Source organism: Diaphorobacter sp. (assembly GCF_050251835.1).
Lineage (GTDB): Bacteria > Pseudomonadota > Gammaproteobacteria > Burkholderiales > Burkholderiaceae_C > JBFXIE01.
Map to the genome: position 1 here is coordinate 14,050 of NZ_JBFWLZ010000016.1, position 21,077 is coordinate 35,126.

Annotated in this window: 23 protein-coding genes and 1 tRNA gene; 15 read left to right on the forward strand and 9 right to left on the reverse strand. The window is 63.7% G+C overall.

What is annotated here, in order from left to right:
- Nucleotides 1–18 precede the first annotated feature (18 nt).
- From AB7E35_RS07620 to AB7E35_RS07660, 9 genes are all read left to right on the forward strand, one after another.
- A complete protein-coding gene (locus AB7E35_RS07620) occupies nt 19–504 on the forward strand; it encodes an ATP synthase subunit I (RefSeq protein WP_428167345.1) in 486 nt (161 codons plus the stop codon).
- 19 nt (nt 505–523) lie between these two features.
- Nucleotides 524–1,402, forward strand: coding sequence for a F0F1 ATP synthase subunit A (gene atpB / locus AB7E35_RS07625; protein WP_428163982.1), 879 nt, complete (start codon nt 524–526; stop codon nt 1,400–1,402).
- A gap of 59 nt (nt 1,403–1,461) precedes the next feature.
- A complete protein-coding gene (atpE, locus tag AB7E35_RS07630; RefSeq protein WP_044397394.1) occupies nt 1,462–1,731 on the forward strand; it encodes a F0F1 ATP synthase subunit C in 270 nt (89 codons plus the stop codon).
- Nucleotides 1,732–1,764: 33 nt separating this feature from the next.
- Nucleotides 1,765–2,235: a F0F1 ATP synthase subunit B gene (locus AB7E35_RS07635; protein WP_428163983.1), complete on the forward strand. Its 471-nt coding sequence runs from the start codon at nt 1,765–1,767 to the stop codon at nt 2,233–2,235.
- A 10-nt stretch (nt 2,236–2,245) separates the two neighbouring features.
- On the forward strand, nt 2,246–2,788 hold the full coding sequence (locus AB7E35_RS07640) for a F0F1 ATP synthase subunit delta (RefSeq protein WP_428163984.1): 543 nt from the start codon (nt 2,246–2,248) through the stop codon (nt 2,786–2,788).
- Nucleotides 2,789–2,832: 44 nt separating this feature from the next.
- The gene (gene atpA / locus AB7E35_RS07645; RefSeq protein ID WP_428163985.1) at nt 2,833–4,392 is read left to right on the forward strand and encodes a F0F1 ATP synthase subunit alpha; all 1,560 of its coding nucleotides are present in this window, start codon (nt 2,833–2,835) and stop codon (nt 4,390–4,392) included.
- A gap of 18 nt (nt 4,393–4,410) precedes the next feature.
- Nucleotides 4,411–5,277, forward strand: coding sequence for a F0F1 ATP synthase subunit gamma (gene atpG, locus AB7E35_RS07650; RefSeq protein WP_428163986.1), 867 nt, complete (start codon nt 4,411–4,413; stop codon nt 5,275–5,277).
- 42 nt (nt 5,278–5,319) lie between these two features.
- Nucleotides 5,320–6,726, forward strand: coding sequence for a F0F1 ATP synthase subunit beta (atpD, locus tag AB7E35_RS07655; RefSeq protein ID WP_428163987.1), 1,407 nt, complete (start codon nt 5,320–5,322; stop codon nt 6,724–6,726).
- Nucleotides 6,727–6,804: 78 nt separating this feature from the next.
- Nucleotides 6,805–7,221: a F0F1 ATP synthase subunit epsilon gene (locus AB7E35_RS07660; protein WP_428163988.1), complete on the forward strand. Its 417-nt coding sequence runs from the start codon at nt 6,805–6,807 to the stop codon at nt 7,219–7,221.
- Nucleotides 7,222–7,368: 147 nt separating this feature from the next.
- Here the strand turns inward: AB7E35_RS07660 and AB7E35_RS07665 are convergent, their stop codons facing one another.
- The 3 genes from AB7E35_RS07665 to AB7E35_RS07675 are packed head-to-tail and all read right to left on the reverse strand — an operon-like array spanning nt 7,369 to nt 9,489.
- Nucleotides 7,369–7,932: a TPM domain-containing protein gene (locus AB7E35_RS07665; protein WP_428163989.1), complete on the reverse strand. Its 564-nt coding sequence runs from the start codon at nt 7,930–7,932 to the stop codon at nt 7,369–7,371.
- A gap of 25 nt (nt 7,933–7,957) precedes the next feature.
- Nucleotides 7,958–8,863 carry a TPM domain-containing protein gene (locus AB7E35_RS07670; RefSeq protein WP_428163990.1) on the reverse strand — a complete coding sequence of 302 codons (906 nt, stop codon included), beginning with the start codon at nt 8,861–8,863 and terminating at the stop codon, nt 7,958–7,960.
- A 20-nt stretch (nt 8,864–8,883) separates the two neighbouring features.
- Nucleotides 8,884–9,489, reverse strand: a complete 606-nt coding sequence (locus tag AB7E35_RS07675) for a LemA family protein (RefSeq protein WP_428163991.1) — start codon at nt 9,487–9,489, stop codon at nt 8,884–8,886.
- A gap of 145 nt (nt 9,490–9,634) precedes the next feature.
- Between AB7E35_RS07675 and AB7E35_RS07680 the strand changes: the two genes are divergently transcribed.
- Complete coding sequence (locus tag AB7E35_RS07680) at nt 9,635–10,084, forward strand: YybH family protein (protein WP_428163992.1); 450 nt, start codon at nt 9,635–9,637, stop codon at nt 10,082–10,084.
- A gap of 147 nt (nt 10,085–10,231) precedes the next feature.
- On the opposite strand, the gene AB7E35_RS07685 is transcribed toward AB7E35_RS07680, so the two are convergent.
- Nucleotides 10,232–10,699: a c-type cytochrome gene (locus AB7E35_RS07685; RefSeq protein ID WP_428163993.1), complete on the reverse strand. Its 468-nt coding sequence runs from the start codon at nt 10,697–10,699 to the stop codon at nt 10,232–10,234.
- Nucleotides 10,700–10,823: 124 nt separating this feature from the next.
- On the opposite strand from AB7E35_RS07685, the gene AB7E35_RS07690 reads away from it, so the two are divergent.
- The gene (locus tag AB7E35_RS07690; protein ID WP_428163994.1) at nt 10,824–11,366 is read left to right on the forward strand and encodes a DUF2946 family protein; all 543 of its coding nucleotides are present in this window, start codon (nt 10,824–10,826) and stop codon (nt 11,364–11,366) included.
- Between the two features lie 288 nt (nt 11,367–11,654).
- Here the strand turns inward: AB7E35_RS07690 and AB7E35_RS07695 are convergent, their stop codons facing one another.
- The 4 genes from AB7E35_RS07695 to AB7E35_RS07710 all read right to left on the reverse strand — a co-directional run bounded on the left by AB7E35_RS07695 (nt 11,655) and on the right by AB7E35_RS07710 (nt 18,267).
- Nucleotides 11,655–12,200, reverse strand: a complete 546-nt coding sequence (locus AB7E35_RS07695) for a c-type cytochrome (protein WP_428163995.1) — start codon at nt 12,198–12,200, stop codon at nt 11,655–11,657.
- 121 nt (nt 12,201–12,321) lie between these two features.
- Nucleotides 12,322–13,761, reverse strand: coding sequence for an efflux transporter outer membrane subunit (locus tag AB7E35_RS07700; protein ID WP_428163996.1), 1,440 nt, complete (start codon nt 13,759–13,761; stop codon nt 12,322–12,324).
- Between the two features lie 24 nt (nt 13,762–13,785).
- A complete protein-coding gene (locus AB7E35_RS07705; protein ID WP_047349350.1) occupies nt 13,786–16,941 on the reverse strand; it encodes an efflux RND transporter permease subunit in 3,156 nt (1,051 codons plus the stop codon).
- 18 nt (nt 16,942–16,959) lie between these two features.
- Entirely contained in the window at nt 16,960–18,267 is a 1,308-nt protein-coding gene (locus AB7E35_RS07710) for an efflux RND transporter periplasmic adaptor subunit (RefSeq protein ID WP_428167346.1), read from the reverse strand.
- Nucleotides 18,268–18,445: 178 nt separating this feature from the next.
- On the opposite strand from AB7E35_RS07710, the gene AB7E35_RS07715 reads away from it, so the two are divergent.
- From AB7E35_RS07715 to AB7E35_RS07730, 4 genes are all read left to right on the forward strand, one after another.
- On the forward strand, nt 18,446–19,066 hold the full coding sequence (locus tag AB7E35_RS07715) for a TetR family transcriptional regulator (RefSeq protein ID WP_428163998.1): 621 nt from the start codon (nt 18,446–18,448) through the stop codon (nt 19,064–19,066).
- Between the two features lie 52 nt (nt 19,067–19,118).
- A tRNA-Arg gene (locus tag AB7E35_RS07720) sits at nt 19,119–19,194 on the forward strand.
- Between the two features lie 43 nt (nt 19,195–19,237).
- Nucleotides 19,238–19,420, forward strand: coding sequence for a hypothetical protein (locus tag AB7E35_RS07725; protein WP_428163999.1), 183 nt, complete (start codon nt 19,238–19,240; stop codon nt 19,418–19,420).
- A gap of 87 nt (nt 19,421–19,507) precedes the next feature.
- Entirely contained in the window at nt 19,508–20,185 is a 678-nt protein-coding gene (locus AB7E35_RS07730) for an HAD family hydrolase (protein ID WP_428164000.1), read from the forward strand.
- A 58-nt stretch (nt 20,186–20,243) separates the two neighbouring features.
- On the opposite strand, the gene AB7E35_RS07735 is transcribed toward AB7E35_RS07730, so the two are convergent.
- A partial coding sequence (locus AB7E35_RS07735; RefSeq protein ID WP_428167347.1) for an AraC family transcriptional regulator ligand-binding domain-containing protein occupies nt 20,244–21,077 on the reverse strand: 834 nt, incomplete at its 5' end.

Genomic DNA, 21,077 nt, shown 5'->3' on the forward strand with positions numbered 1-21,077 from the left:
GTGACAGTTTGATCAGAGATGCAGGCGTCTTCCAACGATAGAAAAAACGTTTGCGAACCTGAAACTGAGGGTGAGGATTCCAGCTTCAAGCCCATGACCGAGCAAGAGGCGCAAGAGTGGCGAAATCGCCATCCCGCGTTGCCGGTTTGGCGAGTGGTGTGGGGTCAGGCGCTGGCGGGACTGGCGGCGGCCGGGCTGGCTGGTCTGCTGACGGGCAGTGTGCAGGTGGCCTTGTCTGCCGGTTACGGTGCTTTGTCTGTGGTTGTGCCGGCTGCGCTGTTTGCGCGAGGTGTGTTGCGCAGGCAGTCCACTGCGGGCGCTGCGATGGTGAGCTTGTTCGGTTGGGAGTTGGTCAAAATTGTGATGACTGTCGTCATGTTGGCGGCGGCGCCCCGGTTGATTGCGGGGCTGAGCTGGCTGGCGCTGCTGGCTGGTATGGTGGTAGCGATGAAAACGTACTGGGTTGCGCTTTTGGTGCGTCCCAGTGTTCGAAAAACCGATTGATATACAGAAGAGTAGTCCGATGGCCGCAGAAGCGCACGCCCCGACCGCAAGTGAATATATCGTTCACCATTTGCAGCATTTGCAGAACATTCCCCAGACTGCGATCGTTGATTTTTCTGTGGTGAATATCGACTCGGTGGTGATAAGCCTGGTGGTCGGTTTTTTGGGGTTGTTTGTGTTGTGGCTGGCGGCGCGTAAAGCCACCTCTGGCGTCCCGGGCCGTTTTCAGGCTGCTGTGGAAATGCTGGTGGAAATGGTGGACTCCCATGCCAAGGCAAATATTAGAAATGCCAACAGTCGCAAGTTCATTGCGCCCATGGCGCTGACTGTATTTGTATGGATCTTCCTGCTCAATGCCATGGACTTGCTGCCCGTGGATTTCCTGCCGGTCATCTGGGAAAAGATCTACGTCGCCGCGGGCGGTGACCCTCATCATGCATACCTGCGCGTCGTGCCTACGGCTGATTTGAGCACAACTCTGGGTCTGGCGATCTCGGTTCTTTTGCTAAGCTTTTACTACAGCATCAAGATAAAGGGCGCAGGCGGTTGGTGGCATGAGCTCGTCAGCGCGCCATTCGGCACCAGCAAGAACCCTCTTTTTGCCGTGATCTTGGGTCTGGTCAACATGGCCATGCAGATCATCGAATACGTAGCCAAGGCGGTTTCGCACGGCATGCGGTTGTTTGGCAATATGTACGCTGGAGAGCTGGTGTTCCTGCTGATCGCCCTGATGGGGGGTGCTGCTGCGATGTCGCTTCCTGGTGTGTTGCTCCCGTTGGGGCATGTCATTGCGGGTACGCTGTGGGCAATTTTCCATATTCTGGTGATTACCCTGCAGGCGTTCATTTTCATGATGCTGGCGCTGATTTATCTCGGTCAGGCGCATGAGGCCCATTGATCTTTTGCTTTTCTTTTGTTCCTTTCTCTTCAACCTTTCTTTTTCACTCAGGAGTTATCATGGAAAACATTCTCGGCTTCGTCGCTCTGGCTTGCGGTCTGATTGTGAGCCTCGGTGCTATCGGCGCGTCGATCGGCATCGCTTTGATGGGCGGCAAATTCCTGGAATCGTCTGCTCGCCAACCTGAGTTGATCAATGAGTTGCAAACCAAGATGTTCATCTTGGCTGGTCTGATTGACGCCGCCTTCCTGATCGGTGTCGCTATTGCCCTGCTGTTTGCCTTCGCAAACCCCTTCGCAGCTACGTTCCTGGCCAGCGTTCCTAAGTAAATCCCGTCAACGCCATCCAAGAAAGGTGTTGCCGTGAGTATCAATGCGACCCTGTTCTTTCAGATCATCGTCTTTTTTGTGTTGGTGTGGTTCACGATGAAATTCGTGTGGCCGCCGATCACCAAGGCGCTGGATGAACGAGCACAGAAAATCGCCGATGGTCTCTCTGCTGCCGAGCGCGCCAAGACCGAACTCGCCGCTGCCGACCAGCGAGTGAAGCAGGAATTGGCTGCCGCCAGCAACGAAACCGCGACACGTCTGGCCGACGCCGAGCGTCGCGCCCAGGCCATCATCGAAGAAGCCAAGGCGCGCGCTGCCAGCGAAGGCGACAAGATCGTCGCTGCTGCCCGTGCTGAAGCAGAGCAGCAAACGATCCGTGCCCGTGAGGCCTTGCGCGAGCAGGTGGCGGCTCTGGCTGTCAAGGGTGCCGAGCAGATTCTCCGCAAGGAAGTCAATGCCGGTGTTCATGCCGATCTGCTGAATCGTCTGAAGACTGAGCTGTAAGGAGCATTCAATGGCAGAAATCGCCACCATTGCCCGCCCTTACGCCGAAGCGCTGTTCAAGGTCTGTACCCGTGAGGCGGGTGCGGGTTCGAATGCCGCGACAGTCTGGGTGGACGAGTTGGCGGCGATTGCCGCCAGTTCCCAATTGCGCCAGCTGGCGGATAGCCCCAAGGTGACGGACGATCAGTTGTTCGATGTCATCGTGGGCGTCATGCGCTCGCAACTGCCTGAGCAGGGCAGGAACTTCCTGCGTACCGTCATAGAAAACAGGCGCGTGCAGGCGTTGCCTGAAATAGCGGTGCAGTTCAGGGCCCTCGTCAATCGCAGCCAGGGCACCTCGGATGCCGTGGTGTACAGCGCCTTCCCGCTCGACGCGGGCACTCTGGCTGATGTGGGTGCCACGCTGGAAAAACGCTTCGGTCGCAAGCTCAATCTCTCCGTGCAGTTGGATGAGGCGCTGATCGGTGGCGTGCGCGTGGAGGTGGGTGATGAGGTGCTCGACACTTCCGTTAAAGCCCGTCTGGAACAAATGAAAGCTGCCCTCACAGCCTGATGGCTTGAGGTTCCGGCTATACCCCAAGAAAGAAGGAAAGAGTCATGCAACTCAATCCCGCAGAAATTTCTGAGCTGATCAAGAGCCGCATCGAAGGTCTCGCTGCCAGTGCCGATATCCGCAACCAGGGCACCGTGGTGTCCGTGACCGACGGTATCGTGCGCGTTCATGGCGTATCGGAGGTGATGCAGGGCGAAATGCTCGAATTCCCCGCCACGAAGGATGGTCAGCCCACTTTTGGTTTGGCGCTGAACCTTGAGCGTGATTCCGTTGGCGCCGTGATTCTGGGCGAGTACGAGCACATCTCCGAGGGCGACACCGTCAAGTGCACGGGCCGCATCCTGGAAGTGCCCGTGGGCCCCGAGCTGATTGGCCGTGTCGTGAATGCCCTGGGTCAACCGATTGACGGCAAGGGTCCGATCAATGCCAAGATGACCGACGTGATCGAAAAGGTTGCACCTGGTGTGATCGCACGTCAGTCCGTGGATCAGCCGCTGCAGACCGGTCTGAAGTCGATCGACTCCATGGTGCCTATCGGTCGCGGCCAGCGCGAGTTGATCATCGGCGACCGCCAGACTGGCAAGACGGCGGTGGCGATCGACGCCATCATCAACCAGAAGGGCCAGGGCGTGACATGTGTGTATGTCGCCATCGGCCAGAAGGCTTCGTCCATCAAGAACGTCGTGCGCGCCCTGGAAAAAGCCGGCGCCATGGACTACACCATTGTCGTGGCCGCTGCTGCCTCCGAGTCCGCTGCCATGCAGTATGTGTCGGCCTACTCCGGCTGCACGATGGGCGAATACTTCCGCGACCGCGGTCAGGACGCACTGATCGTTTATGACGATCTGTCCAAGCAGGCGGTTGCCTACCGCCAGGTGTCGCTGCTGCTGCGTCGTCCCCCGGGCCGTGAAGCCTTCCCTGGCGATGTGTTCTATCTCCACAGCCGTCTGCTCGAGCGCGCAGCCCGCGTGAATGCCGACTACGTCGAAGCCTTCACTAAGGGCGAGGTCAAGGGTAAGACCGGATCGCTGACGGCACTGCCCGTGATCGAAACGCAGGCCGGCGACGTGTCCGCCTTCGTTCCCACCAACGTGATCTCGATCACCGACGGCCAGATCTTCCTGGAGACCAACCTGTTCAACGCCGGTATCCGTCCTGCCATCAACGCCGGTATCTCGGTGTCGCGTGTGGGTGGTGCAGCGCAGACCAAGCTGATCAAGGGCCTGTCCGGCGGTATCCGTACCGACCTGGCGCAGTACCGTGAACTGGCGGCCTTTGCGCAGTTTGCCTCCGACCTCGATGAAGCCACCCGCAAGCAGCTGGATCGCGGTGCCCGAGTGACGGAGCTGCTCAAGCAGTCGCAGTACAGCCCCCTGCCCATCAGCCTGATGGGGGCCACCCTGTTTGCAGTGAACAAGGGCTTCCTGGACGATGTGGAAGTCAAGAAGGTGTTGTCGTTCGAGTCTGGTCTGCACCAATACCTCAAGACAAGCCATGCAGCGCTGCTGGCCCGTCTGGAGCAAAACCGTGCATTCGACAAAGAAGGCAAGGACGAAGCCGAGCTGACGCAAGCCATCACGACGTTCAAGAAGTCGTTCGTTTAAACCGGACGAGGAACCATCATGGCAGCAGGCAAGGAAATACGCGGCAAGATCAAATCGGTGGAAAACACCAAGAAGATCACCAAAGCCATGGAGATGGTGGCCGCGTCCAAGATGCGCAAGGCCCAAGATCGCATGCGCGCCGCCCGTCCCTATGCCGAGAAGGTCCGCAACATTGCGGCACACCTCGGCGAGGCAAACCCGGAATATGTTCACCCTTTCATGAGTGTGAACGAGTCCAAGATGGCCGGCATGATCGTTGTGACCACCGACAAGGGCCTGTGTGGCGGCATGAACACCAACGTGCTGCGCGCGGTGACCAACAAGCTGCGGGATCTGCAGGCCGAAGGTGTCCAGGCGCAGGCCGTTGCCATCGGCAACAAGGGTCTTGGGTTTCTCAACCGTGTGGGAGCCAAGGTTGTCGCGCATGCCGTGGGGCTGGGCGACACGCCCCACCTTGAAAAACTCATTGGCCCGGTCAAGGTGCTGTTGGACGCATATGCCGAAGGCAAGATCAACGCGGTGTATCTTTGCTACACCAAGTTCATCAACACCATGAAGCAAGAGTCGGTGGTGGAGCAGTTGCTGCCCCTGTCCTCCGAAAAGATGCAGGCCGAGAAGACCGGGTACGGCTGGGAATACATCTATGAGCCCGATGCGCAAAGCGTAATTGACGAACTGCTGGTGCGTTATGTCGAGTCGCTGATCTACATGGCAGTGGCGGAAAACATGGCGTCCGAGCAGTCGGCGCGCATGGTGGCCATGAAGGCCGCAACGGACAACGCCGGTAGCGTCATCAGCGAGCTCAAGCTGGTCTACAACAAGACTCGCCAGGCCGCGATTACGACAGAGCTTTCGGAAATCGTCGCAGGTGCCGCGGCCGTTTAAGGCCGCCTCCGGGACTCGGTTTAAATTTTTGGAGCAAATCAAATGGCTCAAGTGCAAGGCAAGATTGTTCAATGTATCGGCGCCGTGGTGGACGTGGAGTTCCCGCGCGACCAGATGCCCAAGGTGTATGACGCCCTGAAGCTCGAAGGCTCTGCCCTGACGCTGGAAGTGCAGCAGTTGCTGGGCGATGGCGTGGTGCGCACCATTGCGCTGGGTTCGTCCGACGGTCTCAAGCGAGGTCTGATGGTTGTCAACACCGGCAATCCCATCACGGTCGCTGTCGGCAAGGCCACCTTGGGCCGCATCATGGACGTGCTGGGCAACCCCATCGACGAGCGCGGTCCCGTGGACCAATCCCTCACGGCTCCCATCCACCGCAAGGCGCCCGCTTATGACGAGCTGAGCCCTTCCCAGGAACTGCTGGAAACCGGCATCAAGGTGATCGACCTGGTCTGCCCGTTCGCCAAGGGCGGCAAGGTGGGTCTGTTTGGTGGCGCCGGCGTCGGCAAGACCGTGAACATGATGGAACTCATCAACAACATCGCCAAGGCGCACAGCGGTCTGTCCGTGTTCGCAGGCGTGGGTGAGCGTACCCGCGAGGGCAATGACTTCTATCACGAGATGGCCGATTCCGGCGTGGTGAATCTGGAGAACCTGGGCGAGTCCAAGGTCGCCATGGTGTACGGCCAGATGAACGAGCCGCCGGGCAACCGTCTGCGCGTGGCGCTGACCGGCCTGACCATCGCCGAGTCGTTCCGCGACGAGGGCCGTGACGTGCTGTTCTTCGTGGACAACATCTATCGCTACACCCTGGCCGGTACGGAAGTGTCCGCGTTGCTGGGCCGTATGCCTTCTGCCGTGGGCTATCAGCCGACACTGGCCGAAGAAATGGGCCGTCTGCAAGAGCGTATTACCTCCACCAAGGTCGGCTCGATCACCTCGATCCAGGCCGTGTACGTGCCTGCCGACGACTTGACCGACCCTTCGCCCGCAACGACCTTTGCCCACTTGGACTCCACGGTGGTGCTCTCGCGTGACATCGCCGCTCTGGGTATCTACCCTGCGGTCGATCCGCTGGACTCCACCAGCCGCCAGCTGGATCCGCAGGTCGTGGGTGAAGAGCACTACCAGGTGGCCCGCCAAGTGCAGGGTACGCTGCAGCGCTACAAGGAACTGCGCGACATCATCGCGATTCTGGGCATGGACGAACTGGCCCCCGAAGACAAGCTGGTCGTGGCGCGTGCGCGCAAGATCCAGCGCTTCCTGTCGCAACCTTTCCACGTCGCCGAAGTGTTCACTGGCTCGCCTGGCAAGTACGTGCCGCTGGCCGAGACCATCCGTGGCTTCAAGATGATTGCCGCTGGCGAGTGCGACCACTTGCCCGAGCAGGCCTTCTACATGGTGGGCACGATCGACGAAGCCTTCGAAAAGGCGAAGAAGGTAGCCTGATAGCACGACGGGCGGCGGCCCCGATGCTGCCGCTCGCCAGTGCCACAGGCTTGCCATTTCCTTTTTCTAGGAGCAAAGATGAACACCATCCACGTTGATGTGGTCAGTGCCGAAGAGTCCATCTTCTCCGGCGAAGCGCGCTTTGTCGCGCTGCCCGGCGAAGCTGGCGAACTGGGCATCTACCCGCGCCACACGCCGCTCATCACCCGCATCAAGCCCGGCTCGGTGCGCATTGAATTGCCTGATGGCGCCGAAGAATTCGTTTTCGTGGCTGGAGGCATTCTGGAAGTGCAGCCCAATTGCGTGACCGTGCTGTCCGATACAGCCATCCGTGGGCGCGATCTGGACGATCAGAAAGCCCATGAAGCCAGGGCAGCCGCCGAAGAAGCCCTCAAAAACGCTCAGAGCGACATTGACCTGGCGCGCGCGCAGTCTGAACTTGCCATCATGGCGGCGCAGATCGCAGCACTGCGCAAGTTTCGCGAAAAGCGCTGAGCGGCGTCAGCGCAAGCCACAGGAAAGGACGCTTTGTGCGTCCTTTTTTTGCGCCGACAGGACGCGCAGATGTGCACTGCATCTCCGTTGTGTTCGCGGGTATGACGCTCGACGAGCGCAGCTGCAGCAACGACGGCATACCCGGGATCAGTAGCCGATCACAGGTGCGTCGGGTAATTCATTGCTGGCTGCGCCAGGTTTGTGAGACGGGTCACGGGGGAAATGAGCCACCAGCAGCGCCGACACCTCGGCCAGGGCTTGCGTCAGGCCATCTTCGTAGCGTGCAGCGCGAAAGGCCTCGCCCATGCGGGTCAGCAGGGCGCTCCAGACCTGCTGCGGCACATGCTGCGCCAGCCCGCGATCGGCCACGATCTCGATGGCGTGGTCGGCCAGTAGCAGGTAGATCAGCACACCGTTGTTGCGCTCGGTGTCCCACACCCGCAGTTTGCCAAACTGGGTGACGGCGCGCTCGCGTGCGCTGGCGTCGCGCCACAGGTAGGACAGTGGCAGGCCGCCTTCCACGCAGATGCGGATCTGCCCCGTATGCCGGCGCTCGCTGGCGGCCACGCGCTGGCCCAACCGTTCCCGCATGTCAGGCGGCAGTGTCTGGCGCAGGCTCCCGTCGGCCCAGCGGTGGCGCAGAATGCGCCACAGGCGACGCGCCAGGGTCTGCGTTGAGCGTGGGGTGGTGAAAGGGGAAGCTGTGGTCATGGTGATTGCGTAAGCGTTGTTGTGACTACCAGTCGCCCGATGCGCCGCCGCCGCCAAAGTCTCCGCCGCCGCCGGAGCCGAACCCACCGCCACCCCAGCCACCGCTACCGCCACCGCCACCGCCACCGCCGTGCCAGATCACGGGGATGCCGCGCCCGGCAAAAATCCAGGTGTAGAAGAGCGCCAGCAGCCCCACGCCTCCCGCTAGAAACAGGCTGGACGTGATGATGAAGGCCAGCAGCCCGGCGCCGGTACCCGTGACAATGCCGCCCAGGCTCGGGCCTAACAGCCGGCGCGCCACGGGCCCCGCAACCACAACGCCAAAAAACAGGAAGGCCGCCAGGTCGGTCCAGTCAAAGCCTGCGGGCGCGCCACGGCCCAACCCAGATCCTTGCCAGTCTCCCGACGGGCCGGCCTGCGGCGCGGGCAGCGCTTCGCCGCCGATGCGTGCGCTGATCTGTTGCACCGCGGATTCCAGCCCACCAGCAAAGTCGCCCTCGCGAAAGCGCGGCTTCATGGCGCCGTCGATGATTCGGGCTGCGGCAATATCGGGAATCGCACCCTCCAGCGCCTTGGCGACCTCGATGCGCATGCGCCGGTCGTCCTTGGCTACGACGATCAGCACGCCGTCGCCAACGTCCCTGCGCCCGATCTTCCAGGTGTCGCCCACCCGGTTGGCAAAGGAGGAGATATCCTCCGGCGCGGTGGTCGGCACCATCAACACCACGACCTGCGAGCCGTGCTGCTGCTCGACGGCGGCCAGGCTTGCCTCCAGCATCTGGCGCTGGCTTTCGCTCAGCGTACCGGTCTGGTCGATCACGCGGGCCTGCAACGCGGGCACTGCGCGCAGCGGCTGACCGCTGGCGGCTGGAGCGCCTGAAGCCATGAAAAACATGGCGAGCAGCGCCCGCAGGAAAAGCGCTAGAGGCATATCTGCGTGATGCCCCGGCCTTACTGACGGCCCGCTGGTGCCGGGCTGGAGAAATCGACCCGGGGCGGTGTGCTGATCTCGGCTTCGTTTTGCACCGTCAGGCTGGGTTTGGGGGCGTAGCTGAACACCATGGCCGTGAGGTTGGTGGGAAAGCTGCGCGCCAGCACGTTGTACTCCTGCACGGTCTGGATGTAACGATTGCGCGCCACGGTGATGCGGTTCTCGGTGCCTTCCAATGTCACCCGCAGGTCGCGAAAGGCCTGATTGGCCTGCAATTGCGGGTAGCGCTCGGCAACCACCATCAGGCGCGACAACGCGCTGGACAGCTCGCCCTGGGCCTGTTGAAATTTGCTGAACGATTCGGGGTTGTTGAGCGTCTCGGGCGTGACCTGAATGGAGGTGGCTTTGGTGCGCGCCTCGATCACCCGGGTTAGCGTGTCCTGCTCAAAGGCAGCCTCGCCCTTGACCGTCGCGACGATGTTGGGCACAAGATCGGCACGGCGTTGGTATTGGTTGAGCACTTCGCTCCAGGCGGCCTTGGACTGCTCGTCCAGGCGTTGAAAATCGTTGTAGCCGCAGCCCGAGAGGGCCAGTGCAGCGGCAAGGGTGGCGACGAGTTTCTTCATGGGGCTGAACCTTTGCAACGGGATGGACAGTTGGCGGCGCTGGAAACCGCGTGGTGCAGGCATTGTGCATGGATTGGCAAGGCCCGTGACAAGCCGCCGCACGGCGCCGAAAATGCAGCCTTCACAGCAAGCACGGCCCAACGCCATGACCCGATCTTTTCAGCGCGCGGCCGCAGCGGCCGGTACACCGGACGATCTTGAAGCCGCCTTCTACGACGCTCTGCAGTCGGGCGACCTGGAACGTGTGATGGCCTGCTGGGCCGACGAGGACGAAATCGTCTGCATGCGGCCGGGCGGGGTGCGCGTGGTGGGGCCGGCAGCGATCCGCTCGGCCTTCACTGCGTTGCTGGAACACGGCGGGCTGGATGTGCGGCTTGCGCGGGTGGCACGCGTTCAGGCGCTGGCCAGCAGCGTGCATAGCGTGGTCGAGCAACTGCGGGTCACGCTGCCCGACGGGCGGCGCGACGCGGTCATCTACGCCACCAATGTCTATCACAAGACACCGCAAGGCTGGCGTCTGGTGGCGCACCATGCCAGCGTAGGCGGCATGCACGACGCCGACATGCCCACGCCCGGCGGTCAGGTGCTGCACTGAGCCTGATGGGTCCCATGGGCAAGATCTGCGCGCAGCGCTGCCAACAAACAGCGCGGGCATGAACAAGACCCACCAGAGCCGCTACGCGTCCTCACGGCCGAGATAAGGCAGGTGCCACGTCGGCCGCGGCGGTGCAGATGACGGCATTCAGCGTGGCGGCCGTGCCTGGCGATCCTCGCGGCGCAGCGAAGCCTTGAGCTTTTGCTTGGCGCGGATTTCGGCGTCGAGGCGTTTTTCGGCCTCCAGCCGAATCTTGTGCATCATGGCTGCATCGGGGTCTTGCCAGTTGGCGCCAGCGCTACGGGCCATCCAGGCCACGGCGCGGGAGAACTCCTCCAGCGACAGCTGGTTGTCGCCGCCTTGGGCGGGCATGGCGCGCACACCGACAAAGGCATGCGCGCTCAGGATGTGCTGGCCTTCCGCGATCAGGGGTTTCCAGGCCTGGGCATCGCCCGTCTTGGGTGCGTGGGCGACCCCGGTGTCATGGCAGGCGATGCAGACGGATTGGTACACCGACTCACCGGTTCTCAGTTGCGCCGTGGCGGGCATACTGCACGATGCGGCCAGGGCGGCGATCAGGGCGAACCGGGCGGACAGGGTCTTTTCACAGGGCATGGCTTGCTGATTCCAGGGAGTGACGATGCGGCCATTGTGCGCACGCTTTCGGGCTAGAGCGCCAACAGGGCCGCCATAGCCAAGGTCAGCTGCTCGGATTAAGGTGCCACTTCATAATGGATTCATGGATGACATAGTCAAACAGGCCATAACCAAATGGCCCCACGTGCCGGATTGCTATGGCTGGCTGGGCCTGGATGCGCGCGGTCAGTGGCATTTGCGCGATGCCGCCGTGCAGGCGCAGGGCAGTTTTTTGGTGTCTCGGGGTCATCGGCTGGAGCATGCGGGCCTGATCGACTTCATCCATCGCAATTACGAGGCGGATGCGCGTGGTTGCTGGTTTTTTCAGAACGGGCCGCAGCGGGTGTACGTGGAACTGGAGGCTGCGCCGCTGGTCTGGCGTGTGGGGGCCGGTGGCGAGATTGTTGCGCACACCGGTCGGCCCGTCGGCCCGGTGGATGCCTGCCTGATGGACGAATACGGACGGGTGTACCTGGCCGCTGCCGGGGGGCTGGGCCTGGTGCACAGCCTGGACGTGGTCACCGCAGCCACGCTGCTGGAGCAGGGCCGTTGGCAGGTGCGCGAGGTACTGGCAGCTGACTTGCCTGTTGATTACGGATTTGTGCTCAGCCCTGCCGCGCTGACACAGTCCGCGGCGCAATCCTGAACCTCAAAACGGCAGTTGACTGCTTGCCGCCTTCACAAGCGCCGCATGAGCATTGACTCTCTCAGCTGCAGTACGGCGCACCAACCTGGTGAAAGCGCTACGCATTTGCCAGCACCGCGCTCGCCGCGTCATGCGGCGTTGCTTCTCCTTGCGGGCATCAGCCCGCCGCGTCGTCGCGCCTCGCCTGGCACGCCGATCGCGGCACTGGCAAGCGCGTCCAACGGCTGTATCTAGGCTGAAAAAACAAGCCGGCACATGGCCGGCTTGCTGGGGATGGAAAGCGAGGCGTCAGTTGGCTGATGCCGCGCCAGCAGCTGCATCGGCAGCGCCGCCTTCGGCGCCGGGGCGGTTGGGCTCGGCAAATTGGGCGCCTGCGGCGTTGGCCATGTAGGCCACGCCGCGGGCGATCTCGGTGTCGTCGAACTCGCCGCCGCCTTGCGGTGCCATGGCGCCCTTGCCCTTGAGTGCCGACTGCACCAACGCCTCAAAGCCCGTCTGGATGCGTGGGCCCCATACGGCTGCATCGCCGAACTTGGGCGCGCCCACGGTGCCTTCTGCGTGGCAGGCCGCGCACTGGCCCTTGTACACCTCTTCACCCGCACGCAGCGCGCGGTTGCCGTCGCGCACCAGCACGGCGCCGACCTTCTGGATGCGCTGGGCCACGGCCAGCTCAGGGTTGGCGACGCCAGAGGCAGGCTGGTTGCCCGAAGTCACATAAAACACCAGACCAATGATGGCCAGCACCGGCAGCGTGAACGCGAAGATGACGGTGTACAGGAACTGCTTCGGGCTTTTGACCGGCCCGGTGTGCGCGTCGTCGTGAGTGTTGCTCATGAAGATCCTCTGGTGGCTTTGTTGTGGTGTGGGGCTGAAGGGGAAAACAGCGGCGGATTATAGGAGCCCCCCCGGCGTGCCCGACGCCAGGCGGCGCACCCGCAGCGACCCTTGCGCTATGTCACGAACGTGGCGCCTCAGCAGGGGGTGTCCAGCCGCCGCCCAGCACCTTGTAGAGCGTGACCTGATTTTGCAGCTGCTGCAGTCGCGTCAGTACCAGCGACTGCTCGGTGGCAAACAGCGAGCGCTGCGCATCCAGCAAGTCCAGATAGCTGGCCACGCCGTTGCGATAGCGCAGGTCGGACAGCTCGAAGCGCTTGGTGTCCGCCAGAACCTGGGCGCGCTGGGCGTCGAGCTGCTCTTGCAGCGTGGTCTGTCCGGCGAGCGCGTCGGAGACTTCGCGGAAGGCGGTCTGGATGGACTTCTCGTACTGTGCCAGCGCAAGCTCGCGGCCGACGCGCGCAGACTCCAGCGCCGCCTGGTTGCGACCCGCATCAAAAATGGGCAGGGCCAGTTGCGGCGCCAGCGAGAACGCCCAGGAGCCGCTTTTGAACAGCCCGGACAGCTCGTCGCTCACGGTGCCAAACTGCGCCGTGAGCGATATGCGCGGAAAGAACGCCGCGCGCGCCGCGCCGATGTTGGCGTTGGCGCCGATTAGCAATTGCTCGGCCTGGCGGATGTCGGGGCGGCGCTCCAGCAGATCTGAGGGCAGACCGGCGGGCAGCGGCTGCATGGGCGCGGCATTGACCAGGCGCGACGATGGCAGGCTGGCGCGGATGTCGTCTGGCAGCGGCTGGCCCAGCAGCAAGGCCAGGGCGTTTTCGTCGAGCATGCGCTGGCGCCGCTGCTGCGCGTAGGTGGCGCGCGCGGCCTGGGCCAGGCTTTCGGCCTGGCGGTTGTCCAGCTCGGAGCTCACGCCATTTTCAAGGCGCAGCCGTGTGAGCTTGACCGACTCTTCGCGCGTGGCCAGCGTGCGGCGCGAGAGGTCGAGCAGTTCCTCGTCGGCCATGAGTATGAGCCAGCCCGAGGCCACGGCCGCCACCAGACTGATCTGTGCCGATTTGCGGGCCTCGTCCGTGGCCAGGTACTGGGCCAGGGCCTGCTCCTTGAGGGCGGCCACGCGCCCGAAGAAGTCGATCTCCCAGGCAGAGATGCCAAGGCCCACCTGGAACTGGTTGGCGTAGTCGCCCGTGCTGATGCTGGGCTGGCGCGTGCCGCTGGCGATGGCGTTGACCGTGGGGAACTGGTTGGCCCGCTGGATCTGGAACTGCGCCCGCGCCTGCTCGACGTTGAGCATGGCCATGCGCAGATCGCGGTTGTTGTCCAGGGCGATGCCGATGAGCCGCTGCAGGCGCGGGTCGGTGAAGTAGTCCTTCCAGTCGATGCTGGCGGCGCTCTGGGTGGCTGCAGCGCTGGCACTTGCCAGCGGGTAGGTTGGCGGCACTGGCGCCGCGGGCCGCTCGTAGTGCGGGATGAAGCTGCATCCGGCCAGCAGTACCGCTGCCGTCAGGGTGGACAGGGCACGCGCCGGGCGCGTGCTGTGCAGGTTGTGCTTGTGCATGGTGTCTTGCTCCGGCGGGGGGCTTCAGGCTTCTGTGCCGCTGCTGCTGTGCTGCTGGGCCAGTTTGGCGTCGTGATCGTGCTGTCGCTCGCTGCCCCGGAACAGGCTGCGCACCACCACAAAGAACACGGGCACGAAAACCACGGCGAGGACGGTACCGGTGATCATGCCGCCGACCACACCGGTGCCGATGGCGCGCTGGCTGGCCGAGCTCGCGCCGGAGGCCAGATACAGCGGCACGACGCCCAGCGTGAACGCCAGCGAGGTCATGACGATGGGGCGAAAGCGCAGGTGGGCGGCTTCCAGCGCGGCCTCGATGATGTTCTTGCCCTGGGCCTGCAGGTCCTTGGCAAATTCGACGATCAGGATGGCGTTCTTGGCCGACAGACCAATGATGGTCACCAGACCGATCTGGAAGTACACGTCGTTGGCCATGCCGCGCAGCAGCACGCCCAGCACCACGCCCAGCACGCCCAGCGGTACGACCAGCATCACCGAGAACGGAATGGACCAGCTCTCGTACAGCGCCGCCAGGCACAAAAACACCGCCAGCAGCGCGAACGCATACAGCACGAGGGCTTGCGAGCCGGCAAGTTTTTCCTCGCGGGACTGGCCGGTCCACTCAAAGCCAAAGCCTTCGGGTAGCTGGGAGGCAAGGCGCTCCATCTCTGCCATGGCGTCGCCCGTGCTGTAGCCCGGGGCGGCGTCACCGGCGATCTTCATCGACGGATAGCCGTTGTAGCGCACGGTCTGCATGGCGCCGGTGATCCAGCGCGTGGACGCAAACGTGGACAGGGGTAGCACCTGGCCCTTGTCGTTGAGGATAGGGATGTCGAGCACCGACTCGGGCTGCATGCGCGCAAACCCGTCGGCCTGCACCACTACCCGTTGCAGGCGGCCCTGGTTGGGGAAGTCGTTCACGTATGTGGAGCCCAGCGCCGTCGCCAGCGCGCTGGCGATGCGGTCGTAGGACACGCCCAGGGCGTTGGCCTTGTCGCGGTCGATGTCAATCTGCATCTGTGGCGCGTCCTCCATGCCGTCGGGGCGCACGGCGGCGAGCACCTTGCTTTGCGAGGCCATGCCCAGCAGCTGATTGCGTGCCGCCAGTAGCGCATCGTGACCCTTGCTGCCGCGGTCTTGCAGGCGGAAGGTGAAGCCGGACGCCGAGCCCAGTTCGGGGATGGGTGGCGGGCTGAGCGTGAAGATGAACGCATCGCGAAAGCCGCCCAGCGCGCCCATGGCGCGACCGGCCACGGCCTGCGCGGTCTGGTCGGGACCGGGGCGCTCGCTCCAGTCCTTGAGGGTGATGAAGGCCAGGCCGGCGTTTTGCCCCTGACCCGAGAACGAAAAGCCCGAAACGGTGACGATGTCGCGCACTTCAGGCTGTTTGAGCATGAACTCTTCCACCTTGGTCAATGCTGCACGGGTGCGCTCTTGCGAGGCGCCAGGGGGCAGTTGCACGTTGGAGATCAGAAAGCCCTGGTCTTCATTGGGCAGGAACGAGGTCGGCAGACGCATGTACACCACCGCCACCGCGCCCAGCAGCACGGCGTAGATGATCATCATGCGGCCGCTGCGGCGCACGAGCCTGGCCAGAAAGGACTCGTAGCTGTGCGTGGCGTGCTTGAAGGACCGGTTGAACCAGCCAAAGAAGCCTGTTTTGTCGTGGTGTCCCTCGGTCACGGGCTTGAGCAGGGTGGCGCACAGCGCGGGGGTGAGCGACAACGCCAGGAAGGCCGAAAATGCGATGGACGTGGCCATGGTGACCGCGAACTGGCGGTAAATGTTGCCCGTCGAGCCTGCAAAGAAGGCCAGCGGCACGAACACGGACACCAGCACCACGGTCATCCCGATCACGGCGCTGGAGATCTGGCCCATGGCCTTGCGCGTGGCTTGCAGCGGTGGCAGGCCTTCTTCAGCCATGATGCGCTCGACGTTTTCCACGACCACGATGGCGTCGTCCACCACGATGCCGATCACCAGCACCATGCCGAACATGGTCAGCACGTTGATCGAGAACCCCATGGCCAGCAGTGCGCCAAAGGTGCCCAGCAAGGCCACCGGCACCACGATGGTGGGGATGATGGTGTAACGGAAGTTCTGCAGGAACAGGAACATCACCAGAAACACCAGTCCGATCGCTTCAAGCAGGGTATAGACCACTTTTTCGATGGACACCGAGATGAAGGTGGAGGTGTCGTAAGGGATGGTGTAGGCCACGCCCTGCGGGAAGTACCTTTGAAGCTCGGCCAGCTTGGACTTGACGGCGTCGGCAGTGGCCAGCGCATTGGCGCTGGAGGTGAGCTGCACGCCCATGCCCACCGAGGGCGAGCCATTGAGCCGGCCGCTGAAGTTGTAGGTCTGCGCGCCCAGCTCGATACGCGCCACGTCTTTCAGGCGCACGGTGGAGCCGTCGGTGTTGGCGCGCAGGATGACGTTGCCAAACTCTTCGGGTGTGGACAGCTGGCCCTTCACGACAATGGTGGCCGATATGGTCTGGCCCGCTGGGCTGGGCAGCTCGCCCAGGTTGCCGGCGGACACCTGCACGTTTTGCGCGCGGATGGAGGCATTGACCTGATCCAGCGACAGGTTGAAACCCTTGAGCTTGGCCGGGTCGATCCAGATGCGCATGGCGCGCTCGGAGCCGAACTGCGTCACGCCGCCCACGCCAGGCAGGCGCTGGAGTTCGGGCACCACGTTGCGGGCAGCGTAGTCGTTGAGCGCGTCGATGTTTATGTCCGGGTTGTCGGACGTGAGGATGGAAAACAGCAGAAAGTTGGATCGCGATTTCTCGACGCGCACGCCTTGCTGGGTGACGGCCGCCGGCAGGCGCGGCGTGGCCCGCGACAGGCGGTTTTGCACATCCACCTGGGCCAGGTCGTCGTTGGTGCCGGGCTCGAAGCTCAGCACGATGGTGCCGGTGCCGTTGGCCTGGCTGGTGGTCTCCATGTAGGCCAGGCCGGTGGCGCCGTTCATCTCGCGCTCGATGACGGACAGCACGTTGTCTTCCAGTGTCTGCGCCGTTGCGCCGGGGTAGGCCACGGTCACCTGGATGGTGGGGGGAGCCACGGTGGGGTACTGTGCCACGGGCAGCTGGGTGATCGAGACAGCGCCGATCACCATGATGAAAATTGCGATCACCCACGCGAAGATGGGGCGCTCGATGAAGAACTTGGCCATGTGCCGCGCTCCTGTCTTTTATTGCTTTGCCGCCGCAGGGGCCGGCTGACTGGAGGCCGCCGAGGCGGGGGTGGCGGGCGCTGCCGGCGCGGATGCGGGTGCCGCGGCGGGCTGTTGGGCGGCGCCAGCAGCTTGCCAGGCGACGGGCTTGACAACGATGGGGTCGCCAGGCTTGCCGCGTGGCAGCTTCTGGAATCCGTCCACCATCACCTGCTCACCCGACTTCAGGCCCTCAAGCACCACCCAATGGGCGCCCTGGGCGGGCCCCAGCTTGACCACCCGCGGCGTGACATGGTTGTCCGCGCCCACCACCAGCACGGTGTCGGCCTTGCCCGATCGGGTGACGGCCTGCTGGGGCAGCAAGATGCCGTTGTCCACCTGCGCCTGCTCCAGGCGCACCCGCACATACAGGCCGGGCAGCAGCGAGCGGCCGCTGTTGGGAACCTCGGCACGCAGGGTCACCTGGCCGCTGGTGGCATCCACCGTGAGGTCGGTGAACAGCAGCCGGCCAGCCTGCGGATACACGCTGCCGTCCTCCAGCACCACGCGCACCGCCGCCGCCTTGGCGTCAGCCTGCTTGTACTTGCCGCTGGTCATGGCGGCGCGCAGCTTGAGCGCATCAGAGGCCGATTGCGTGAAGTTGATGTACAGAGGGTCGATCTGCTGGATGACCGCCAGTTCGGTCGGCGTGCCCTGGCCGACCAGAGCACCTTCTGTGACCAGCGCGCGGCCGATGCGTCCGGAAATCGGCGCCGTGACGGTGGCATAGCCCAGGTTGATGCGGGCCGTCGTCACGGCAGCCTTGGCGGCGGCCACATTGGCCTCGGCGGTCTTTTGCGCTGCTACGGCGTTGTCGTACTCCTGCTTGCTGACGGCATTCACGGCCACCAGCGGGCGGTAGCGCTCTGCCAGCGCGCGGGCCTGGCCCAGGCTGGCCTCGGCCTGTGCCACGCTGGCCTCGGCCTGCGCCAGGGCGGCTTGGTAGGGCGCGCTGTCGATCAGGAACAGCTGCTGGCCCGCTTTCACATCGCTGCCTTCGGTGAAGACACGCTTTTGCAGGATGCCCGCGGCGCGCGCGCGCACTTGCGCCACGCGGGAGGCCTCCAGGCGTCCCGGCAGCTCGGTGATCAGGGCAATGTCGCTCGTCTGCACCGTGACCACGCCCACCTCGGGCGTGCGCGGCTGGCCTGCGGCGCCGGCAGCGTCATCCTTTTTGCCACAGGCGCTCAGCGTGACAACTGCTGCCAGAGCCAGAGAAAAAACGGTTGCCTGGATACGCTGGGGCTGGCGATCACCGGGTGTTATCGCGTTGTTCAGGTGGGGCATGAGAGTCCTTTGGGAGGGCAGTGAGCGGCGAGTCTGCGAGATGCTAGAGATGTATGTTGGCATCGGCGAATGACAGTGGCGCAAAAAAGAACGTAGCATACACAACATACATACATTCGTGCATGTATATTTGAAAAGTATCACCGCGCGCGGCGTGGCGTTTTGGAAGGGGACTACCATGGCACGACGTACCAAGGCAGATGCAGCTGCCACGCGCAACAGCCTGCTGGACGCTGCCGAGCGGGTGTTTTACGAAAAGGGTGTGTCCCGCGCGTCGCTGACCGACATTGCCAGCGCGGCCGGCGCCACCCGCGGTGCCATCTATTGGCATTTCAAGGACAAGGCAGAGCTGTTCAACGCCATGATGGATCGCGTCACGCACCCGCTGAGGCAGGCCATTAATCACAGCACAAGCCTGGCCGACACGGCGCCGCTGGAGCGACTGCGCAGCCTGATGCAAGGCGTGCTGAGCACCATCGAGCACGACGAGCACACGCGTCGTGTTTTCGAAATCGCGCTGTACCGCGTTGAATACGTGGAAGACCTGCGCGTCGTACGCAATCGCCACAGCCAGGAATGTGCGGCCTTTGCGGCGCTGATTGCCCGCGAGCTGAGCCTGGCGGCGGCAGACCAGGATATCCAGCTGCCCATGCCGGCCCACATTGCGGCCATGGGCGTGCAGGCGCTGTTCGATGGCATGCTGCAGTCATGGCTGTTGCAGCATGCCAGTTTCAACCTGGTGGTCACCACCTGCGATGGCATCGACACCTATCTGCGCGGCCTGGGGTTCAGGCTATGAGCTCCGTGCAATAATCCCTCTTCCCCTCGTCTTGAGGGTGGGCATCCAACAAGCGGCTGTAGCTCAGTGGATAGAGTATCGGCCTCCGAAGCCGAGGGTCGTGGGTTCGATCCCCGCCAGCCGCGCCAATCAAGGTTTTTTCACTCCTTGATTTGTAGTATCGATTGAAGAGTGACGCCGCTCGCGCAAGGCGGAGATGGCGGAGATCGAGAAGAACGATTTCAACCCGGGCACTCGCGCTGCATCAGCACCGTGGTGGGCAAGGCAGAGATTGATCTGGATGCGGCGTACCAAAAGCTGGTGAAGATAGAAACGGCTATTGCGGCGGCGAAGGCAAGCACAATGCTTTCCTGAGAGGGCTGGGTTTGCAGCCGTTGTCATAGCCGCTCACACTGACCGCCCGCAAGCGCACCGCATGGCGCGTCTGCGATCATTCGCGTCATGACTTTTGAAGCCCTTTTGTTTGACTGCGACGGCGTGCTGGTGGACAGCGAGCCCATCACCAACGGTGTGCTGTGCCAGATGCTGGGCGAGGCAGGCTGGCAGCTGTCGCCCGACGAGTGCATGCGCCTGTTCATTGGCAAAACCGTGCGCAGCGAAGCCGCCCGCATCGAGGCCGAAACCGGCCGCCCGCTGACCGACGCCTGGATGGCTGAGTTCTACGCCCGGCGCAACGCCCGCCTGCAGACCGAGCTGGTCGCGATTGCGAACGCGCCCCAGGCAGTGCATGCAGTGCATGCGCTGCTGCAGGGGCGCATTGCCTGCGCTTCGGGCGCCGACCGTTTCAAGGTCGAGATGCAGCTGGCCCAGGTGGGGCTGGCACCGTACTTTGCCGGCCGCATCTTCAGCGGCCACGAAATGCCCGCCACCAAGCCCGCGCCCGACGTGTACCTGGCCGCTGCCGCATCCGTAGGCGTGTCGCCAGCGCGCTGCCTGGTGGTGGAAGACACGGTCACGGGCGTCATGGCCGGGGTGGCAGCGGGCGCCACCGTCATTGGCTACAGCCCGTCAGCCGTGGGCCACGGCTCGCCCCAAGCATTGCGTGCTGCTGGCGCCGCGCAGGTCATGGCCGACATGGCAGAGCTGCCCGGGCTGTTGCAGGCCCTGCGGGGGGTTTAAGTAAAAATGGCTGTAGCCCTTGCAAATAAAGCGCTACAAGCTATCAATAGATGAGCATCTACGGTGCCACGGCACGCGCGCTGCGGCGAAACTCCGCGGGCGACTGCCCCGTCCAGCTGCGGAACGCGCGGATGAAGCTTTTCTCGCTGGCAAAGCCGGCGGCCTGGGCCACTTGCTTGATGGGGCGGTCGCTGCGGTGCAGCAGATCAATGGCGCGGCTTTTGCGCACCTCGTCCTTCAGGGATTGCAGCGATGCGCCTTCTTCCTTCAGCTGGCGGTGCAGCGTGCGTGCCGATACGTGCAGCTGCTCGGCCAGCGTGTGCGCGCTGTGGGTGGCGCTGGGCAGGGCGGCCAGCACCTGGCGCACGCGCTGCACCAGCAGCCGGTCGCGGCGGTACTGGCGCACGGTAAGGGGCAGCGCGTGCTGCAGCATCTGGCGCATGGCGGCTTCGTCGCGCGTGATCGGCAGCGCCAGGTAGCGCGCATCGAAGTGCACTGCCGCGTGGGGCGCCTGAAAGCGCGTGGGCCCGCTGAAGAGCACGCCGTAGGCCTGCGCATGGGGCGGCGCGGCAAAGGGAAAGTCGGCCGCCAGCACCGGCAGGCGCGAGTCGATGAACCAGCTGGCCAGGCCCAGCGCGTTGCGCAGCGTGGAGACCAGGCAGAACTCGCGCAGCGCGCCCAGGTCGCGCTGCTCGGTGATGACCAGCGCGGCCTGTTCGCCCTCGGTGTGCAGGTGCGGCAGGATGTCGTCCGTCAGCAGCGCGTGGTGGCGGCACCAGCGCGCCAGCGCCAGCCCCAGCGTGGGCGCGCTCAGCGAGGCGCGCGCCAGCATCCCGTAGCTGCCCCAGGGCAGGCGGCGCGAGAACCAGCCCAGCGCCTCGTCGTCCAGCTC

Bases quoted from the DNA above. Each gene is read 5' to 3' on its own strand.
- AB7E35_RS07670 (WP_428163990.1), bottom strand. From the start codon at position 8,863: ATGCCTCTAGCGCTTTTCCTGCGGGCGCTGCTCGCCATGTTTTTCATG.
- AB7E35_RS07675 (WP_428163991.1), bottom strand. From the start codon at position 9,489: ATGAAGAAACTCGTCGCCACCCTTGCCGCTGCACTGGCCCTCTCGGGC.
- atpD (WP_428163987.1), top strand. From the start codon at position 5,320: ATGGCTCAAGTGCAAGGCAAGATTGTTCAATGTATCGGCGCCGTGGTG.
- AB7E35_RS07710 (WP_428167346.1), bottom strand. From the start codon at position 18,267: ATGCCCCACCTGAACAACGCGATAACACCCGGTGATCGCCAGCCCCAG.
- AB7E35_RS07685 (WP_428163993.1), bottom strand. From the start codon at position 10,699: ATGCCCTGTGAAAAGACCCTGTCCGCCCGGTTCGCCCTGATCGCCGCC.
- atpE (WP_044397394.1), top strand. From the start codon at position 1,462: ATGGAAAACATTCTCGGCTTCGTCGCTCTGGCTTGCGGTCTGATTGTG.
- AB7E35_RS07705 (WP_047349350.1), bottom strand. From the start codon at position 16,941: ATGGCCAAGTTCTTCATCGAGCGCCCCATCTTCGCGTGGGTGATCGCA.
- atpB (WP_428163982.1), top strand. From the start codon at position 524: ATGGCCGCAGAAGCGCACGCCCCGACCGCAAGTGAATATATCGTTCAC.
- atpA (WP_428163985.1), top strand. From the start codon at position 2,833: ATGCAACTCAATCCCGCAGAAATTTCTGAGCTGATCAAGAGCCGCATC.
- AB7E35_RS07690 (WP_428163994.1), top strand. From the start codon at position 10,824: ATGGATGACATAGTCAAACAGGCCATAACCAAATGGCCCCACGTGCCG.
- AB7E35_RS07700 (WP_428163996.1), bottom strand. From the start codon at position 13,761: ATGCACAAGCACAACCTGCACAGCACGCGCCCGGCGCGTGCCCTGTCC.
- AB7E35_RS07680 (WP_428163992.1), top strand. From the start codon at position 9,635: ATGACCCGATCTTTTCAGCGCGCGGCCGCAGCGGCCGGTACACCGGAC.
- AB7E35_RS07730 (WP_428164000.1), top strand. From the start codon at position 19,508: ATGACTTTTGAAGCCCTTTTGTTTGACTGCGACGGCGTGCTGGTGGAC.
- AB7E35_RS07665 (WP_428163989.1), bottom strand. From the start codon at position 7,932: ATGACCACAGCTTCCCCTTTCACCACCCCACGCTCAACGCAGACCCTG.
- AB7E35_RS07715 (WP_428163998.1), top strand. From the start codon at position 18,446: ATGGCACGACGTACCAAGGCAGATGCAGCTGCCACGCGCAACAGCCTG.
- AB7E35_RS07620 (WP_428167345.1), top strand. From the start codon at position 19: ATGCAGGCGTCTTCCAACGATAGAAAAAACGTTTGCGAACCTGAAACT.
- AB7E35_RS07640 (WP_428163984.1), top strand. From the start codon at position 2,246: ATGGCAGAAATCGCCACCATTGCCCGCCCTTACGCCGAAGCGCTGTTC.
- AB7E35_RS07660 (WP_428163988.1), top strand. From the start codon at position 6,805: ATGAACACCATCCACGTTGATGTGGTCAGTGCCGAAGAGTCCATCTTC.
- AB7E35_RS07695 (WP_428163995.1), bottom strand. From the start codon at position 12,200: ATGAGCAACACTCACGACGACGCGCACACCGGGCCGGTCAAAAGCCCG.
- atpG (WP_428163986.1), top strand. From the start codon at position 4,411: ATGGCAGCAGGCAAGGAAATACGCGGCAAGATCAAATCGGTGGAAAAC.